Origin of the sequence: Gardnerella bivia (genome assembly GCF_049262715.1) — a bacterium.
Taxonomy (GTDB): domain Bacteria; phylum Actinomycetota; class Actinomycetes; order Actinomycetales; family Bifidobacteriaceae; genus Bifidobacterium; species Bifidobacterium vaginale_A.
Genome location: NZ_CP058399.1, coordinates 392072 through 411807 on the forward strand (window position 1 = coordinate 392072; position 19736 = coordinate 411807).

Sequence of the window (19736 nt, forward strand, 5' to 3'; positions counted from 1 at the left end):
ATATCTTAGTAAATCAGTATTAAATAATTCATATCCTGAGTCAATATATATCAGTCAATCAAAGAATGAACACTAATAATATGATCTCTTTGAGGACCAGTGCCTATAGCCGAAATACGGCAATGCGACAAATCCTCTAAACGCTTCACATAACTTTGAGTATTTTCTGGCAAATCTTCAAATTTATGAATCTGAGAAATATCTTCGCTCCAACCTGGAAGCATTTCATAAACTGGCTTAGCAGCAGCGAACAAAGATTGGTCTACAGGCATTTCGTTCAATCTCTTAACAGTGCCATCAGCCAAAGTTACATCATATGCAACGCATACTGGAATATCTTTTAATCCAGTCAAAACATCAAGCTTAGTTAGAACAATATCCGTTAAACCATTAACCCTAGAAGCATAACGAGTTACAACAGAATCAAACCAGCCACATCTACGAGGACGTCCTGTAGTCACACCATATTCATGACCATGCTCACGCAACCAATCACCTTGCTCGTCTAAAAGCTCCGTAGGGAAAGGACCTTCACCAACACGAGTGATATATGCTTTCGCAACACCAATTACTCGAGTAATACGAGTAGGTCCTACTCCAGTACCTGTGCAAGCGCCACCTGCTGTAGGATTCGAAGAAGTAACAAATGGGTACGTACCGTGATCAACGTCAAGCATTGTAGCCTGTCCGCCTTCAAAAAGCACAGTCTTTCCTTCATCTAATGCATTATTAAGCACAAGAGAAGTATCTGCTACGTAAGGCTTCAAACGCTTACCAAGTTCCACAAGCTGAGCAGTAACTTCATCAATATCAATAGGATGCTGGTTATACAGCTTGATTAGCATTTGATTTTTTTGATGTAAGCTAGATTCAACTTTATCTCGCAAATGCTCAGCATTGAACAAATCATGTACGCGGATTCCAACTCTATTGATTTTATCTGCATAAGTAGGTCCAATACCGCGACCAGTAGTACCAATCTTATGTTTACCTAAGAAACGTTCTGTTACTTTATCGATCACGCGATGATACGGCGTAATAACATGAGCTTCTTCACTAACTAAAAGTCGAGAACAATCAACACCACGAGATTGTAAAGCATCAATCTCTTCAAAAAGAACTTCTGGGTCAACAACTACACCGTTACCGATTACAGGAGTAACATTCGGGCTAATAACACCACTAGGAAGTAAATGTAATGCGTAGGATTTATCTCCAACTACAACAGTGTGACCAGCATTATTTCCACCATTGAAACGCGCTACAAAATCCACTTTAGAGCCGATTAAATCTGTCGCTTTGCCTTTACCTTCGTCACCCCATTGAGCACCGATAAGCACAATTCCAGGCATGGAACACCTCCATAATGAGCTTTATAACAGCTCAATTCGCACAAACCCTACTCGACAAGACTAGCGCAACGGGCATACTGAATAATTAGCAAACTATTTCAAAGCTTTTCCAGCAGAGCCAAGTTGCACACACGCTTCAACAACTCTACTTGCCATTGCATTTTCCGCTTCTCTACCCCACGAACGAGGATCATAAAGCTTTTTAGCGCCAACTTCTCCATCTACTTTTAACACAGCATCATAATTTTGGAACATATGACCTGCAATCGCACGAGTAAAAGCATATTGCGTATCTGTATCAATATTCATCTTAACTACTCCATAGCGAACAGCTTGCGCAATTTCTTCAGGACTAGATCCAGATCCACCGTGAAACACAAGCAAAAATGGCTTCTTAGCATCTCCAAAACTACGTGAATCACAGTCTGACTTATACTTTTGATACACAGAATCTTGAATTTCTTCAAGCAATTGCGGACGCAATTTCACTACTCCAGGTTTATAAGCTCCATGCACATTGCCAAAAGTAAATGCAGACATATAAAGCCCACGCTCGCCTAAGCCCAATCTATTAACAACTTGAATAGCATCTTCCGGAGTGGAATATAAACGCTCATCTATATCTGCTCGATGACCATCTTCTTCGCCACCAACTGCACCGATTTCAATTTCGAGTACTGTATGAGCTTTTATAGAAGAATCCAATAGCTCTTGCGCTATATCTAAATTATGATTCAACGACACAGTTGAACCATCCCACATATGAGATTGAAAAATAGGCTCTTGACCGCGATTAACCTGATCTATTTCATGTGCAAGAAGTGGACGAATCCAATCATCTAAATATTGCTCTGCACAATGATCAGTATGAAGAGCAACAGTGATATTTGGATATTTAGATGCAACTTCATGAGCAAATGCAGCAAACGCAAGAGATCCAACAACGCGATTATTAACTGTATTGCCAGAAAAATAAGCAGAACCACCAACAGAAACTTGAATAATACCGTCAGATTCAGCCTCAGCAAAACCTTGAAGAGCAGCATTTAAAGTCTGACTACTAGTTACATTGATAGCAGGATACGCATACCCACCTTTACTAGCAGCATCAAGCATTTGCTTATAACGTTCAACAGTTGCAATAGTCATAGTTTTTATTATCGCTCTTAGTGCGCATATTCAGAGCGATCTGCAATAAGTTTATGACGCTTTTTAGATTCAGAAACTACAAATTTATGATACTCTCGAGCGACTGCTTGCTCTAATCCTGCATCCTGAGCAATAGCACATAAACGAGCAATCTGTTCATTTTCACGATTAGAATCGCATGGAGCAAATCCTGCTTGTGCTTTAATGCTACCAATACGATTAGTTAGAGCAAATCTTTCAGCTAACAAATAAATAACAGCGTTATCTATATTGTCAATCGATTGACGCAGTGCAATAATTCTTTGCGCGTAATCAGCTAAATCAGAATCATCTAAAGACGCACATACGTCAATCGAAGACTTATCAAATCTATGTTGAGACATCATTGACTCAGAAGAATCACACATATCTTAATTAAAAATTCTTAACTAACTAATTTAATCAAAATACGTTTGCAAGACCATCGTAGTTTCAGTACTAACAGGAACAGTACGATGAATCATGTTAATCAATTCTTCCAACTTGCCTGGTGTTGCAACACGAACCATAAGCATAAAGCTTGGGCTTCCAGTAATAGAGTAACAAGCTTCAATTCCAGATATATCTTGTAATTTTTCTGGAACAGTTGCTTCCTGCTCAAAATCTAACGGAGTAACTGTTACGAACGCGCTAATTGGCAAACCACGACGTTCATAATCGATCAAAGCTCTATATCCGGTAATAATACCCCTACGCTCAAGTTTTTGAACACGAGATTGAACAGCAGAAACAGATAATCCAGAAGCTTTAGCAAGACGAGTAAGTGTTGCTCGTCCATCATGTTCAAGAATATCAACAATGATCGCATCAGTAGAATCCATAGCAGAACTATTTTCGATTCTGTTAGAATTAGCAGTCATACGGCCTCCTCCATACTCACTCGGACGCTGGCCGGAATCGACACTACGCCACCTTGTAGTTCTTTCAGCTTACAGTATTTTTTAAGTAAAAAGAATAAAAAATTACTAAAAAAATCTATTTTTTAATAAAAATGCCAAATGTTTATACACCTAAACCTTTGTTTAGATTGCTACAACTCACTATTTATTGAGTTTATATGCTATATTTATAGGAAAGATTACTAATAATACTTAGTAATTCCGTAATTTTCCCATCTATATGCGTTATTTTGACAAACAGCCATATACATACAGATTGCGAATAATTCACAGCTTATACTAAAAATAATTAAATAAAATCGCATAAAGCAAATCGCATTAAAATGCAAAACAAAAAATAATTATCCATACGCCAGTAGCAAAAGGAGTTTATATGTCGACTTTGGCACAAAATGCTATATCTATACCAAGATCCGGCATTAGAGATGTATTTGATCGTGTAGAACAAATTCCAGATGCAATTTCCTTATGCTTAGGCGAACCCGGAGAAACAGCGTCACAACACATCGTAATAGCTGCATGCAAATCATTAAAAGAAGGCAAAACAAAATACACAGACGTTTTAGGAATACCAGAATTTAGAAAAGCTGCATCGTCATACACAAAACGTATTAAAGGTTTGACTTATGATGCAGACACAGAAATACAAGCAGTTGACGGAGCTACAGTCGGTTTATATTTAGCTACAAAAGCTCTTATAGACCCAGGAGATGAAGTAATTATCCCATCGCCATTCTTCACATCATATGAAACAGACGTATTGATGTGCGGAGCAACTCCTGTAACAGTTGCATTAAAACCAGAACATGGCATGCGCATAAACGCACAAGACATACTAAATGCAATTACACCACGCACACGCGCAATAATCATAAATTCTCCAGGAAATCCAACAGGCGCTGTAACAACGATTGAAGAACTAGAAGAAATCGCCAAAGTTTGCATAGAACATGATTTATGGGTAATTTCCGATGAAGTTTATCATCCATTCGTATTCTCAAATAATCCAGAAAGCGAAGTGAATTCAAAAACGGTAGCACCTTCCATAGCTTCAATAAAAGGAATGCGCGAAAGAACTATAGTAGTAGAAAGTTTATCTAAAACTTTTGCTATGACAGGTTGGAGAATAGGATACATTCTAGCTCCAGCGCAAGTAATAGAACAGACAAGCAAAATCGCAGAAATGATACATTCTTCAATAAACTCCACAGCACAATATGGAGCAGTAGCAGCATTAAATGGACCTTTAAATCACGTAAAAGAAATGCGAGAAGAGTATCGTTCTAAGCGAAATCTAGTTATGAAAGAACTAGCTGATTGCGATGCAGTAAACTTAATTGAGCCACAAGGAGCTTTCTACGCGTTTGTAGATATAAGACCTACAGGACTTAGTTCTAAAGAATTCAGCGATCGCTTGTTAGAAAAAGAGAAAGTCGCAGTTGTTCCAGGAGAAGCTTTTGGACTGGAAGGCAGCGGATTTGTGCGAGTATCATATGCAGGAAAACCTGAAGATATTTCAGAAGGCGTAAAACGATTGAAAAGATTTGCAATCGAAATGAAAGCAGAAAACAATCGATAAATCAGAAAACAAACAATAAAAAATACTAAAACCAATTAAAAAATAAAAAACTAAAACCAATTAAAACCAAAATTGCCCCCTGATTTCTTAAAACCAAGGGGCAATTTCAATATAATCGCAATTTTTAAGCAGCGCTTTGTGCTGTACCACCATTTGTAGAATTATTTGCTTGCTGCACAATCGCAGAAAGGAAATCGCGATTAGACGCAGTCTTCTTCAAACGAGGAACCAGAGTCTGATACGCTTGCTCAGGCTCAAGTCCGCCAAATAGGCGGCGCAAACGATAAATAATTGGCAATTCTTGAGCAGAAGTAATTAACTCTTCACGACGAGTACCGGAAGAATTGATATCAACTGCAGGGAAAAGTCGTTTATCTGCCAAATCGCGGCTCAAACGCAATTCCATATTTCCAGTACCCTTAAATTCTTCGAAAATAACTTCATCCATCTTAGAGCCTGTTTCAACAAGCGCTGAAGAAATAATCGTCAAAGAACCACCATTTTCAATATTTCTAGCTGCACCAAAGAACTTCTTAGGAGGATACAAAGCTTGAGCATCAACACCACCTGAAAGAATACGTCCGGAAGTAGGAGCTGCAATATTGTATGCACGAGCCAAACGAGTCATAGAATCAAGCAAAACTACAACATCTTGTCCAAGCTCAACTAAACGCTTAGCACGTTCAATAGCGAGCTCTGCAACTGTAGTATGGTCTGTTGCAGGACGATCAAAAGTAGAAGAAATAACTTCACCTTGAACAGTGCGCTCCATATCCGTCACTTCTTCAGGTCGCTCATCTACAAGAACAACCATCAAATGAACTTCAGGATTATTCACAGCAATTGCATTTGCAATATTTTGCAACGTGATTGTCTTACCAGCCTTTGGAGGTGAAACAATCAAACCACGCTGACCTTTACCAATAGGAGCAACTAAATCAATAATTCTGCCAAGAATACGATTTGGCGTAGTTTCCTGCTTCAAGCGCTCTTGAGGATACAAAGGCGTAAGCTTGGCGAATTGCGGACGCGTTTGAGCAGCCTCTACACTCAAACCGTTAATCGTATCAATACTTTGCAAAGGAACAAATTTTTGACGCTGGCTGCGGCGATCACCATCGCGAGGAGCGCGAATCGAGCCTTGAACTGCATCACCTTTACGTAAACCATACTTTTTGATTTGGCTCATAGATACGTAAACGTCATTAGGACCTGGCAAATATCCAGAAGTACGTATAAAAGCGTAAGACTCTAGAACATCAACAATACCTGCTACTGGAACAAGCTCTTCTTGAGGTTCAACACGACTAGATTGGCGATCTGCTTGCTCGCGCTGATCTCTTAAATCATGAGAATCGCGAACTTCACGATCACGAAGATCTTCATCTCTCTCAGAGCTACGATCTTCATCTCTTTCAGAACTACGATCCAAATTACGATCTACGTGAATTGACTGAGTATCGTCAAAATCACGCGTTCTGGCGCGCATACGGCGCTGGAAACGATCGCCTCTAGCAGAATCTTCACGCTGAGAAGAACGTTGACGGCGACTGTCAACATCATAATTAGAATCTGTTCTACTACCAGACTGAGCTTCGTCCAGTTCGTTAGGCAAAGTAGCTAAAATTTGATCTAAATCAACGACAGAACTATCTTTAGATGAAACTGTATCATCGTTTTTCTTAGAAATTCGCGCTAAATCACGATTTTCTTCACGATTCAAATTTTTAGATTCATCTCGAGAATCTATACGTGCATCTCTAGAAAATTCACGGCGACGACGTCCTTTAGCAGCTCTATCTCTAAAACGAGATCCATCAGAGGACGAAGACTCGTCAGAGCCGCGATTCACATCGCGAGTACTTGCATCATTCGAATCATTACTATGACGTTGCATACGATGAGCAGAATCAAAAGAACGATTTTCTTCAGATTTAGTATCTTCAGACTTTGCATCAGCACCACGAGTATCGTCAACACGACTTAAATAGCTATCACGAGCAAAATCATTACTATAAGATTGCTTAGAACGAATAGGATTTGCAGGTACACGCACAGTTACACCAGCAGGTGCTTCACCCCCATTGCGCGCTGCAGTCAGAGTGGAAACTAAATCTGACTTACGCATAGTAGAAGTACCACGCAACCCCATTTGCTTCGCAAGATCTTTCAGCTCAGATAGCTTCATATCTTCAAGATTTTGGCTTATTGCCACAATTATGCCTTTCCTCTACCCCACAGTTAGACCCTGAGGAGCGTTTTTACGGAAGATTACGGAAAAATCCGTTATGAATATAACGGCAGCCACATAAACAATGTGACTGACTCGTTAATATTTGTATGCTACTACATTCGTAAGACTCAAAACATTACGGCGTGGCAAGCTAAAAATTACATTTTACGCAATAGATAAAAATATATAAATTTAAACACAAAAACAAAGAAGAAAATACACAAAAACAACGAAAAACAAAATTAAACTAAAAGACAAACACAAGAACAAGTGCATCAAAATCACAACAAGATATCAAAAAAATGGCAACAGGCGCAAAATCAGCAACTGTTGCCATTCTAAATCTATAAAAATCAAGCCTTACTTTTTCTCGTGATAAGACTTTTCAGTATTTACAGACCACACATTTTCTTTTGACTTACGACCAGTTCGAATATTATCAACAGCTTCAATAGCAGTTGCCATAGAATGATCTTGATTGTTGTAACGATGCTGTCCATTACGTCCAACACAATACAAATTACCAAAACTATTCAAATATTCAACTAACTCTGGCATCTGTGCATAAGTATCAAAATATGCAGGATAAGCCTTAGGAACGCGCTCACGATGAGCATCAAGCACATCTTCCTCGCCGTCAATTACTTGCATACGAGTAAGCTCGTCAATAGCAGATTCACGAGCTTCATCATCGCTCATATTCCAGAAATCATCGCCTTCATTGCAGAAGTATTCAAGACCAATCCAAACAGTATTATCAACGTCACTGACAAGATATGGGCTCCAGTTGTTAAAGATTTGCAAACGACCAACTTTATAACCAGGATCTTGTACATAAATCCAACAATCCGGAACAATAGGAGGATTTCCAAGAGTAGGAATCGAAGTAGTATTACGCAAACGCATGTGCTTAACAAGCAAACCAACAGTCACAAAATCTCGATAAGGCAAGCCTGAAGCCACACGCTTCATTTCAGAAGGAACTTCAGCGTTTGCATCGCCTTGCGCACCTTGCTCAAGAGCTTCAACCAAATCCTTAATTGGCATAGATGAAATAAACTGATCTGCATGAATTTCACAACGCTCGCCATCAGAATTTTCAACTGTAACACTAGAAATATGGCCATTTTCTTGTGAGATAGCAACAACTTTCGCATCCGTACGAACAGTTACACCATTTTCACGCGCTTTACGCTCTACAGTTTCCCACAATTGACCAGGACCGAGCTTAGGATACCAAAATTCTTCAATTAAAGAAGTTTCAACTTCTTTCTTCTTGCCATTCTTTTTAGGCATAAGCTTCGAAAATGCATTCTTCAAAACTTCTACAATGCTCAAGCCTTTAACACGCTGAGCGCCCCAATCTGCAGAAATCTTGCTAGGATGCCTACCCCATAACTTCTCTGTATAGCCTTCAAAGAACATAGAGTAAAGCTTTTTACCAAAACGATTGATATAAAAATTCTCAAGATTAGTTTCTGGCAATTTGTGAATCATAGACCAAAGGTAACTAAAACCAACTTTCATAGTTAGCACAAAACCCATGGAACGCAATGTAGATGCAGAAAGAGAAATAGGATAGTCAAAGAAATGATGATTCCAAAAAATCCTAGAAACACGATGACGCTTTAACATAACCTCATCTTCAACTTCAGGATCTGGACCGCCTTCTTCCAAATCGTGATGACGACCAAGTTTTTTATCGTCATAAGAAGGAGCGCCTTGCAAAGGAAGCATATCGCGCCACCATTGCATAATTCGATCATCTTTGGAGAAGAAACGATGGCCACCAATATCCATACGGTTGCCATTGTATTTTACAGTACGAGAAATGCCGCCAAATTCTGTTGTGGATTCAAGAACAGTCACATCATAACGATTAGAACCACCATCTTTTACGAGTTCCCAAGCAGCTGTTAGGCCTGCAGGACCACCGCCAATTATTACAACGGATTCTTTTTTTGATTGCGTATCTGACACTTTTCCTCCATAATCAAGTATGTGCTTATCAAGTTTTAGAAAACTAACAACAAACCTCATGTGCGCAAATTTTTAACAAACGCTCATAAAGAGTATACACACACTGTAAGATAGTGAGATTGTATAAACTTTAATAGTACCGAACACTAAGCGAACTACAACAATCGCTCTAAGTTAAGCAATTGATTCAGGAATATCAATATCTGTTTTTTGCACTTCTTCAACATTCACATCTTTGAAAGTCACTATACGCACTGTTTTTACAAAACGAGTTGGTCTATAAACATCCCACACCCACGCGTCAGTAAGTTGTACATCAAAATAAACATCCTGACCAGCAGCGCAAGCCTTAAAATCAACCTTATTCGCTAAATAAAAACGTCGCTCAGTTTCCACAACATATGTAAATAATTTTATTACATCGCGATACTCTTTATACAAAGCAAGCTCTGCATCAGTTTCATAATTGTCAAGATCTTCAGCGCTCATTCACTTCACTCCCAGTTGTAGTGTTATTTACGCGACTCAAAGCAGAATTATCAAGCTTATTGTTTTCGCTTTCACTAATTTTATTATTTCGATTATCACTACTTTTATTATTCCACTTATTGCTATTGTGATTATTGCGATCTCTTCCTAAAAATCTCCACCAAGCTCGCTTAGATTGCTTCTTCGATTTAATAGAATTGTTTCCATCATTCGAGTAGTTTCCAACATTTCCATCATTTCCAACATTCCCAACATTCAAACTAACACTGTTGCTTTTAATCGAAGAAATATTAGAACTACTTTCATCCTTAGAAGAATCATCAAAACTTTCCGAATTGTGATCCAAAACACCATTAAATTTAGATTCTCCAGGCTTTTCAAATGAAGATGAAGTTTTAATAGGGACAGCAATAGAATGTTCATGAGCACTTAAAGCTTCACGAACTCCAGGATTTTCTTCAATAACATGCAGACCAAAGGCATCAAGCGAGCGAATAGCGTCATATTCATCTGCCAAAGTATCCATAACAACAAAATCTTGATACTTTTGATTATAAGAATCCCACAACGCATCACGCGCAGTACCTGTACGCATGAAACCTAAAGATTGATAAACAGAAAGAGAACGCGTATTAGTTGCAGGAACACCTACCCAGATTCTATGCATTCCAAGACCAACAGGCAATGACGCAAAACCATATGTCATAACGCGAGGCATCGCATCACGAGAATAACCGCGACCACGATAATCACGACCAAGAACAACCTGAATTCGCGCAGAACGAGCCCATCCATCAATATCGATCAAGAAAATCATTCCAATAATAGACGCAGACTTATTTTCTTCGTCATCTAAAACATCTGGCACAATCGCCCAAGCTATAGTAGGACGCGATTGAACATCTCCAGAAAAACGGCATTCATTGCATTCATTAGAAGAATCATTTGCAAAACAACTATTTTTCGACCATTGAACAGATCTTTCAACCCAAGCGTGCACCATAGTACGTTCAGATTGTGAATCTTTCCCTGTTATTAAAGCAGCTGAATCAAAAGCGTGCAAATCATCCATTCTAGACAAATCATCAAGCGTAGCAGGGCGAAGTTTAGCCATCTCACCGCGAATTTCTGGAATATCTATACTCACAGGAAGTGCACGTGAATCAAGCGACTCGCAAGCATCACTAATACTCAAATTCATTTCTTTCATATCCATATCTTCCATCTATTCCGACTATTCCCCAAAATCCCCTATCGAATCATAATAATCTTACTCTTATTCAAAACTATCTATTTGCAACTTCTACTATTATTCCAAACAGACCACACAAAATCTAACTGCTTCATCGCACTAAATAATTCATACCAACAAATAAATATACAACAAAAGGTTCTGCACGCTTACGAAATATCAACAATTATGAATAAAACGCAAACGTACAGAACCTATAAAATCAAGCTTTGATTTTAGCCATCACAATCTTAGTAACAGCCTTAGCATCAGCCTGACCTTTAGTAGCACGCATTACTGCTCCAATAATCGCACCCATCGGCTTCATATTGCCCGACTTAAGCTTTTCAACAACTTCAGGATCAGCAGCAAGAGCTGCATCAACAGCGGCTTCCAAAGCGCCGTCATCGTTCATAACCTTAAATCCGTGCTTATTAACAACTTCATCAGGCGTGCCCTCACCAGCCAAAACGCAAGCAACAGTTTGTTTTGCAAGCTTATCGTTAAGCTTACCGTCTGCAATCAAGCGCTCAACTTCAGCTACGTCTTTCGGAGTAATAGGCAATTCTTCCAAAGTTACTCCACGAGTGTTTGCTTCACGAGCAAGCTCTCCAAGCCACCACTTCTTAGCACCAGCTGCATTTGCACCAGCCTTAACGGTTTCTTCAACCAAATCAAGAGCATCAGCATTCAAAATATCTCGCATTTCAAGATCGCTAATACCCCATTCGCTTTGCAAACGGTTACGGCGCTCGCGAGGCATTTCCGGCATCTGCGCTTTAATGCGCTCAATATGCTCTTTTGTGATGTGAAGCATAACCAAATCTGGGTCTGGGAAGTAACGATAATCATCAGCATCCGACTTTACGCGACCGCCTGCAGTAGTTTGAGTTGCTTCATCCCAGTGACGAGTTTCTTGTAAGATCTCTCCGCCTTCGCTCAAAATAGCAGCCTGACGGCGAATCTCATATTGCAACGTTTTCTCAATTCCGCGGAACGTGTTTACATTCTTTGTTTCAGAACGCGTACCAAATGGATCCGTTGGCTTTGCGCGAAGAGAAACGTTCACGTCAGCGCGCATATTGCCCTGCTCCATACGAGCATGGGAAATGTTGAGAGCGCGAACAATATCGCGAATAGCGCGCATATAAGCACCAGCAATTTCTGGAGCGCGAGCGCCTGCACCCTCGATTGGCTTAGTAACAATCTCAATCAAAGGCACGCCTGCGCGATTGTAATCAACCAAAGAATGATTTGCGCCTTCAATACGTCCATCAGCACCGCCAACGTGCGTATTCTTACCAGCATCATCCTCAATGTGTGCGCGCTCAATAGGCACACGGAACACAGTTCCATCTTCAAGCTCTACATCTAGATAGCCATTACCGTTAGTAGGCTTATCGTACTGCGAAATTTGGTAATCGCGCGGCATATCTGGGTAGAAGTAGTTCTTACGAGCAAACTGGCTCCACTCAGCAATTTCGCAATGTAAAGCCAAACCGAGTTTAATCGCGTAATCAACTGCAGTCTTATTTACAACAGGCAAAGAGCCTGGAAGACCAAGACTTACAGGAGTCAATTGAGTATTTGGCTCACCACCAAAAGACACTTCCGCTGGGCAAAATAGCTTCGTGCGCGTGCACAACTCAACGTGCGTTTCCAAACCGAATACTGGATCGAATTGCTCCACAGCATCGGCATATTTCATAAGTTTTTCAGCCATGAGATATCCTTCTTATTTAAGCTTTACTTCACTTTACTTAGCCAATGAATCGAGCCAATTAGCTTTAAGCGAGCGCCAAATTGGGCCGCCCCATTTTTCTTGCAACGCCGCTTCCAATGCTGCAGCAGGCTTGTACATCTTCTCATCGTGGCATTGAGGAGCAATAATTTGAATACCTACAGGCAAACCATCATCGCTTAAGCCAGATGGAATACTCAATGCAGGAACGCCAGCCATGTTTGCAGGAATCGTAGCAATATCATTCATATACATTGAGAGCGGATCGTTCATCTTCTCGCCGAACTTAAATGCCGTTGTAGGGCTGGTTGGAGAAACGAGAACATCTACTTTATTAAACGCTTCTTCAAAATCGCGAATAATAAGAGTACGAACCTTCTGCGCAGAACCATACCATGCATCGTAATATCCTGCAGAAAGAGCGTAAGTGCCGAGAATAATACGACGCTTTACTTCGTCACCAAAACCAGCTTCACGAGTTGCTGCCATCATATTTGCAGCTGTTTGAGGCTTATCTGCCGGCGGCATTACGCGCAAACCGTAACGCATGCCATCATAACGAGCTAAGTTGGAGCTAACTTCTGAAGGCATAATAATGTAGTAAGCAGCCAAAGAGTAAGGGAAATGAGGGCAAGAAACTTCTGTTACTTCTGCTCCCATATCTTTAAGCAACTGAACAGCTTCATTAAAGCGCGCTTCAACGCCCGGCTGGAAACCGTCACCACTAAGTTCTTTAACAAGACCGACTTTCAAACCCTTCAAATCACGGCGAGCGCCCTCGCGTGCAGCCTGAGCCATTGGAGGAACAGGAGCAGGAATAGAAGTAGAATCACGTCTATCATTTCCGCCAATAACCTCTTGCAAAAGTGCAGAATCAAGAACTGTACGAGAAACAGGTCCAATCTGATCCAAGGAGCTTGCCATAGCAATAGCGCCAAAACGGCTAACTCCACCATACGTTGGCTTTGCGCCGACTGTTCCAGTTAAAGCACCTGGCTGACGAATTGAACCGCCAGTATCTGTACCTAAAGCAATAGGAGCTTCAAATGCTGCAACAGCAGCTGCAGAACCACCGCCAGAACCACCTGGAACGCGCTCAGTATCCCAAGGATTGCAAGTAGTTTGATAAGCAGAATGCTCAGTAGATGAGCCTTGAGCAAACTCATCCAAATTTGTCTTACCGAGAATTGGCATACCAGCTGCCTTTAATTTCTCGATAACAGTAGCATCGTAAGGAGGTATCCATCCTTCAAGAATCTTAGAAGCTGCAGTAGTAGGAATACCCTTAGTAACAATCATATCTTTGATTGCAATTGGCACACCTGCAAGCTCAGGCAATCCTTCAGTTTCACCCTTTGCATTCTTTTTATCAAAAGCATCTGCTTGATCAAGCGCAATATCTGCAGAAACATGTAAAAATGCTTTGATTTCTGGCTCAGCTGATTCAATTACTTGCAAATGAGCTTCAACAAGCTCACGGCTAGAAACTTCTTTATTTTTCACTGCCTCAGCCATTTGAGCAGCAGAAAGCTTTACTAAATCTTGAGTATTAGTCATGCTTTATTCCTCCCCTAAAATGCGAGGTGCTACAAACATGCCGGACTCACTTCTAGGAGCACCGGAAAGAGCTTCCTCTTGAGTCAAAGGTGTAGCAGGCTCATCTGGTCGCAAATACGCTTCAAGAGGTACTGGATTTGCAGTAGGAGGCACATCTTCGCCAGCAACTTCCTGCACTTTATTTATAGATTCTGCAATGACGTTTAATTCGCCTTGCAAGCGGCTAATTTCTTCGTCGCTAAGCGCAATCTGGGAAAGAACACCCAGATGCTCAATTTCTTCTCGTGTGAATGTAGGCATAGCCTTAACTATATGTGTGATGCGTGACCTTTCGAAGCATAAAAATAATAAATAACAGCAATATTATTTATGATTTTCAACTCTTTAATTCTTCTGATTATTTTTGTTAAGTTTCTAAACGCAAAAGTATATATGGTGAATAAAACCCAAACAATTTGATAGCAAAAACTACGAATATTGAAAATCAATGTGGACAACTATTTATAGTGCAATTTATACCCCTACAAATCTGTATAATCAAATAAATATACGAGCATAAAAGCAAATATTTAAAGATAATGCGTGGCAATAAATTACAAAATAAAATTATTAAATTCATTTTTAATAATTATTACAAAATATTATTTTCACCTTATGATTACAGCGATATTAACAGTATCATCTAATTATGATAGAAATACAAAATATAACTAAGCTATATAATGAGAAATGTGCGTTAGACAATGTTTCTTTTGTAGCAAAAAATGGCAGAGTTACAGGATTAATAGGGCCTAATGGATCCGGAAAGTCAACGTTAATACGATGCGCATTGGGACTTACAAATTTAACCAGCGGAAAAGTTCTCTTTGATGGCGTGGTTTATAAGAATCTTCAATCTCCAATTGAAACAGTTGGTTCTGTATTAGATATGAAAATTGAGGATTACAGCAAAAGCGCGATTAGTTACCTTAATAGAATTGCGGAAACTTACGGTATAGAAAAAAGTCGCGTATTAGAAGTTATTAATCTTGCAGGAATTGCATATATAAAAAATATGAAAATTAGAGCAATGTCAACAGGCATGCGTAAACGTTTATCAGTTGCAATAGCCCTTCTAGCAGACCCTCACAATCTTATACTAGATGAACCTTTCCATGGTTTAGATTCTGATGGCATCAACTGGATGAGGGATTTGTGCAAATATTATGCAAAAACAGGCGGATCTGTATTAGTAAGTTCAAACACAATAAGCGAAATTGCAAATGTAGCAGACGATATCGTAATCATCGCTCATGGAAATATCTTGCTACAAGATAACGTGAGGAACTTTGCTGAAAACTACTCACACTATTCAGCAATTCGAGTTATTACACCAGAGCCTAAAAAGCTTCTTTATATTATGCAGTCTCAACATAGAGAGTGTACTGTTACTAGAGTTGATAACAAAAATGACGATATCCAAGAAGGTGTAGCTTTCATAATATGCAATGCAGATATTACAGCTTTATCTAGAAGTTTTGCTAATCAACAATTAATCACATATCAAATAAATAGTGAAAGTCCCTCTTTAGAAGCTGCATACATTTCTATTACTAAAAATCACATGCAATATGTTTCTATTCCTAAAAGTGAATACGAAAATATAGCAGGTAATGTTGGAAATCAACCTATATATCAACAGCCACAGTACATTCAGCAATACGAACAACAATACCAACAAGCGTTACAGCAACAGTATTCACAAGCACAGTACAATCCGCCGAAATCATATTCATCTCAACCATATTCGCAGCAATCGCAATATAACACTCAGGGAGAAGTACGATGAATGCACAAACTATGAACCAAAATGCAATGAATATTAACCAAACGCAACCAGGAATGCAGACTTCTATATCTTCAAGAGGCATCACGCGCTACCATTTAACATTCTTTAACATACTTAAAGTTGAAATAATCAAACTATTATGCACGCAATTCACATGGTGGTGTACTGCATTATTTATACTGATTCCGTTAGCTTTAACATCATTTTTTTCATTTATCGTAAACGTATTTACAATGTACATAAATAAGGGCGATGGAATTTCATTATCATCAGTAATTTTTGAAGCAAATAGACAAAGTTGTTCAACGCGAAAGGAAAAAGTAAACGGCTTTTGGCGTTACTACAGCAATTGCAATATGGACCAGTACATCAATATCCTAAAAAATACTATTTCCGGAGTGTATATAATTATATCGCTGTCTGCAGTAGTAGTTTCTATTGCCTTCGCAGCAATTGCAGCATCTCGCGATCGCGAAAAAGAAATACTAAGCGGATTAGCTGTTGCTGTTCCGAAACGTGATTCCCTTATATTTGCAAAATTAGTTGCCGTAGTACTGTACGTATTTGTCATACAGATAATTTCTATGATCCCAGTAGGCGTAATATCTGCAATGACACTTTCAAGATATTACGTTACAAGCAGACTCGGTAGTCAAAATCCTTTCAACACATCTATTACAATTGTATTTCTTTCAGCAATATGCATGGCTTTATTTGCAATTATGGGTTACGGATTGGGGCTTATATTTAAGTCTTCAAGAATCATTACACCAGTATTTATAATCCCGCAAGCTTTAATACAAATGATAGTATCTTTTTATTTAACACTTTATGTTATTACCATGATTCAAGGTGAAAAGCTTGAAACATTCTTAAACCCTTATGCTCCGCAAAACCCACTTCACGAGCCTATCTTCAAAACAATAGTTAATTTAATAGGTATGATTCCGTTAAACGCTGCAAATAATTTTATATCTGCAGTGGCACTTCATACGACAGAATCAAATATTTATATTCCGAACGCTGGTTTATCATTCGTTTCTTTAATTGCTTGGGCAGCAATTTTATACGGCATCGGACACACTATAGAAAGAATGAGAAGTATCGTAAAATAACACAAAACCAGTTTTAGTATTTCAGCTGTTTTTGTTTTATAAGCATGCTAAGAAAACGCTTGCACTTTATTGTGCGAGCGTTTTTTAATGCCAGACACCTAGCTGCGCTCGCAGGAGCTTATACGAATGCAATCACTGACACTAATACAATCACCCATACGGATACAATCGTTGCACTTGCAAAAAATTTACGCGTTACACAATTTTGCAATTTAGCATGATTATTTTGTTAAGTTTCTAATTATGAAAAAGTATATATAACAAATAAAAAACAAACATTTAAATAATGAAAAAGTAAATATTGAAAATTTGACTATGAATAAATATTCAATAGATTTAATATATACGCAATTTTAATAGATTGAATTAAGCTGAATTAAATATTGCGAAAAGTAAAATCGGAATGTTTTCTAAGCAAATGTTTAAGATTAGTAACAAATGTTGTTAATCTTTAGAAAAATATCTAAATACGACTGTCAACACGCCAATAGCAACAATATAAATAACGCAAAATAATTCATTTATCAACGTTTTAAAATATAAACTTTAGTTAAAAAGAAATTTTCTGCAATAAGAGTTGTAACAAATGAATAAATAGCATAATATACAAAATGAAATATTTGTGAATTGCACATTAAAAACTATGCCAAAAGCAAAGAAGCGAAATTGACAAATGTTTCAAAAACCAATTATCTACAATCTAACGAAGGTTCGAATATGGTGAACTCAAAGTTCTATCGCAGTGTAGCGATGATGTTGCTCGCAGGAGCAACAATTATCCCACAGGGCTTGGCTCTTCCAGCAATGGCAGCTCCAGCCGAGACCCCAGAAAATGATTCTTGCGCAGTCAAAAAAGACGCCTTGAATGATTACCTTTGGGATCTGAAATACGATAAAACTAATATTCTAGCGCGTCACGGTGAGTCAATTGACAATAAATTCTCAAGCGATAGCTTCGACAAAGGCGGAGAATTTATTGTTGTTGAACATCAAAAGAAGAACATCACAAATACTACTTCTAATTTGTCGGTGACTTCTGCAAATAATGCTCGCGTATACCCAGGTGCTTTATTCCGCGCTGACCAGAATTTGATGGACAACGTGCCAACCTTAATCTCAGCAAATCGTGGCCCATTGACCTTAAGCGTTGATTTGCCAGGATTCCATGACGGAGAAAGCGTTGCAACAGTAAAGCGCCCAACCAAGAGCACTGTGACTTCAGCAGTAAACGACCTTGTATATAAGTGGAATGCTCAATACGCAGCAAGCCATCAAGTTGCAGCAAAAATGCAATATGACTCTGCAAGCGCACAAAGCATGAATCAACTTAAAGCAAAGTTCGGTGCTGATTTCGCAAAGATTGGCGTACCTCTGAAGATTGATTTTGATGCTGTACATAGAGGTGAAAAGCAAACTCAAATTGTAAACTTCAAGCAAACTTACTACAACGTAAGCGTAGATGCTCCAGATAGCCCATCTGATTTCTTCGCACCATGCACAAGCGCAGAAAGCTTAAAGAGACGCGGTATTGACGAAAAGCATCCACCAGTATACGTTTCTAACGTTGCTTACGGTCGTTCAATGTACGTAAAGTTTGACACTCGCAGCAAGAGCACTGACTTCCAAGCTGCAGTAGAAGCTGCTATTAAGGGCGTTGAAATTAAGCCAAATACTGAATTCCATCGCATTCTTCAAAAGACTTCTGTAACTGCAGTAATTCTTGGAGGTAGCGCAGACGGCGCAGCTAAGGTTATCACTGGAAACATTGATACACTTAAGGCTTTGATTCAGGAAGGTGCAAACCTGAGCACATCTAGCCCAGCAGTGCCAATTGCATACACTACTTCTTTCGTAAAAGATAACGAAGTAGCTACACTCCAATCCAACAGTGACTACATTGAAACGAAAGTTTCCTCTTACCGCGATGGTTATCTTACATTAGATCACCGTGGAGCTTACGTAGCTCGCTACTACATCTACTGGGACGAATATGGAACTGAAGTTGACGGCACACCGTACGTGCGTTCACGCGCTTGGGAAGGCAACGGAAAGTATCGTACTGCTCACTTCAACACCACTATTCAGTTCAAGGGCAATGTACGCAATCTTAGAATCAAGCTTGTAGAGAAAACCGGCTTGCTCTGGGAACCATGGCGCACTGTGTACGACCGTTCCGATTTGCCGCTCGTTCGTCAGCGCACAATCAAGAACTGGGGTACTACATTGTGGCCACGCGTTGCAGAAACCGTGAAAAACGACTGATTTATATCCTAAGAAGTTGCAGTTAGAACTGTAAAGTAGATAGATATAAGTTAATAATAAGTGAATATTGCTTAAGGGCTTTGTCTTGTGTATAAACTTGATAAAGCCCTTAATTATTAAACACTTAACTATTAAGCATCTAACTATAAACCCCTAATTATTAAGCACTTAATTATTAGATCCCTAACTACTATTAAGCCCCAACTACTATTAAGTCCCTAACTATAAAACCCCTAACTATAAAACCTTAACTATTAAGCATTTAACTATAAAATAAAACAT

The 19736-nt window shown here is 39.1% G+C and carries 14 protein-coding genes and 1 pseudogene; 4 read left to right on the plus strand and 11 right to left on the minus strand.

Translation table 11 applies throughout. The features are described from left to right. Positions 1-50: 50 nt before the first annotated feature. The 4 genes from HXT27_RS01825 to HXT27_RS01840 all read right to left on the minus strand — a co-directional run bounded on the left by HXT27_RS01825 (position 51) and on the right by HXT27_RS01840 (position 3400). Positions 51-1352, minus strand: coding sequence for an adenylosuccinate synthase (locus HXT27_RS01825; protein ID WP_075523871.1), 1302 nt, complete (start codon positions 1350-1352; stop codon positions 51-53). 93 nt (positions 1353-1445) lie between these two features. Beyond that, a complete protein-coding gene (gene fbaA, locus HXT27_RS01830; RefSeq protein ID WP_103043390.1) occupies positions 1446-2501 on the minus strand; it encodes a class II fructose-bisphosphate aldolase in 1056 nt (351 codons plus the stop codon). A gap of 17 nt (positions 2502-2518) precedes the next feature. Beyond that, a complete protein-coding gene (locus HXT27_RS01835; RefSeq protein ID WP_369803162.1) occupies positions 2519-2908 on the minus strand; it encodes a chorismate mutase in 390 nt (129 codons plus the stop codon). Positions 2909-2938: 30 nt separating this feature from the next. Next, positions 2939-3400, minus strand: coding sequence for an Lrp/AsnC family transcriptional regulator (locus HXT27_RS01840; protein ID WP_075523873.1), 462 nt, complete (start codon positions 3398-3400; stop codon positions 2939-2941). Positions 3401-3812: 412 nt separating this feature from the next. On the opposite strand from HXT27_RS01840, the gene HXT27_RS01845 reads away from it, so the two are divergent. Further along, positions 3813-5018, plus strand: a complete 1206-nt coding sequence (locus tag HXT27_RS01845) for a pyridoxal phosphate-dependent aminotransferase (protein WP_103043389.1) — start codon at positions 3813-3815, stop codon at positions 5016-5018. 124 nt (positions 5019-5142) lie between these two features. On the opposite strand, the gene rho is transcribed toward HXT27_RS01845, so the two are convergent. The 7 genes and pseudogenes from rho to gatC all read right to left on the minus strand — a co-directional run bounded on the left by rho (position 5143) and on the right by gatC (position 14549). Next, complete coding sequence (rho, locus tag HXT27_RS01850) at positions 5143-7233, minus strand: transcription termination factor Rho (protein ID WP_422113191.1); 2091 nt, start codon at positions 7231-7233, stop codon at positions 5143-5145. 378 nt (positions 7234-7611) lie between these two features. Further along, entirely contained in the window at positions 7612-9231 is a 1620-nt protein-coding gene (locus tag HXT27_RS01855) for an NAD(P)/FAD-dependent oxidoreductase (protein ID WP_075523944.1), read from the minus strand. 174 nt (positions 9232-9405) lie between these two features. Then, positions 9406-9720, minus strand: a complete 315-nt coding sequence (locus tag HXT27_RS01860) for a DUF2469 domain-containing protein (protein WP_075523876.1) — start codon at positions 9718-9720, stop codon at positions 9406-9408. 394 nt (positions 9721-10114) lie between these two features. Continuing rightward, positions 10115-10930, minus strand: a pseudogene (locus tag HXT27_RS01865) (GNAT family N-acetyltransferase); the annotation flags it as partial. A gap of 244 nt (positions 10931-11174) precedes the next feature. Further along, positions 11175-12674, minus strand: coding sequence for an Asp-tRNA(Asn)/Glu-tRNA(Gln) amidotransferase subunit GatB (gene gatB / locus HXT27_RS01870; RefSeq protein ID WP_103043386.1), 1500 nt, complete (start codon positions 12672-12674; stop codon positions 11175-11177). A 33-nt stretch (positions 12675-12707) separates the two neighbouring features. Further along, complete coding sequence (gene gatA, locus HXT27_RS01875) at positions 12708-14249, minus strand: Asp-tRNA(Asn)/Glu-tRNA(Gln) amidotransferase subunit GatA (RefSeq protein WP_103043385.1); 1542 nt, start codon at positions 14247-14249, stop codon at positions 12708-12710. Positions 14250-14252: 3 nt separating this feature from the next. Then, a complete protein-coding gene (gene gatC / locus HXT27_RS01880; RefSeq protein ID WP_004114131.1) occupies positions 14253-14549 on the minus strand; it encodes an Asp-tRNA(Asn)/Glu-tRNA(Gln) amidotransferase subunit GatC in 297 nt (98 codons plus the stop codon). A gap of 388 nt (positions 14550-14937) precedes the next feature. Between gatC and HXT27_RS01885 the strand changes: the two genes are divergently transcribed. From HXT27_RS01885 to HXT27_RS01895, 3 genes are all read left to right on the plus strand, one after another. Next, complete coding sequence (locus HXT27_RS01885) at positions 14938-16077, plus strand: ABC transporter ATP-binding protein (protein ID WP_075523879.1); 1140 nt, start codon at positions 14938-14940, stop codon at positions 16075-16077. Continuing rightward, complete coding sequence (locus tag HXT27_RS01890) at positions 16074-17192, plus strand: hypothetical protein (protein ID WP_075523880.1); 1119 nt, start codon at positions 16074-16076, stop codon at positions 17190-17192. Before HXT27_RS01885 ends, HXT27_RS01890 begins: the two co-directional genes overlap by 4 nt. Positions 17193-17909: 717 nt before the next feature. Beyond that, the gene (locus HXT27_RS01895) at positions 17910-19454 is read left to right on the plus strand and encodes a thiol-activated cytolysin family protein (RefSeq protein WP_103043384.1); all 1545 of its coding nucleotides are present in this window, start codon (positions 17910-17912) and stop codon (positions 19452-19454) included. Positions 19455-19736 lie beyond the last annotated feature (282 nt).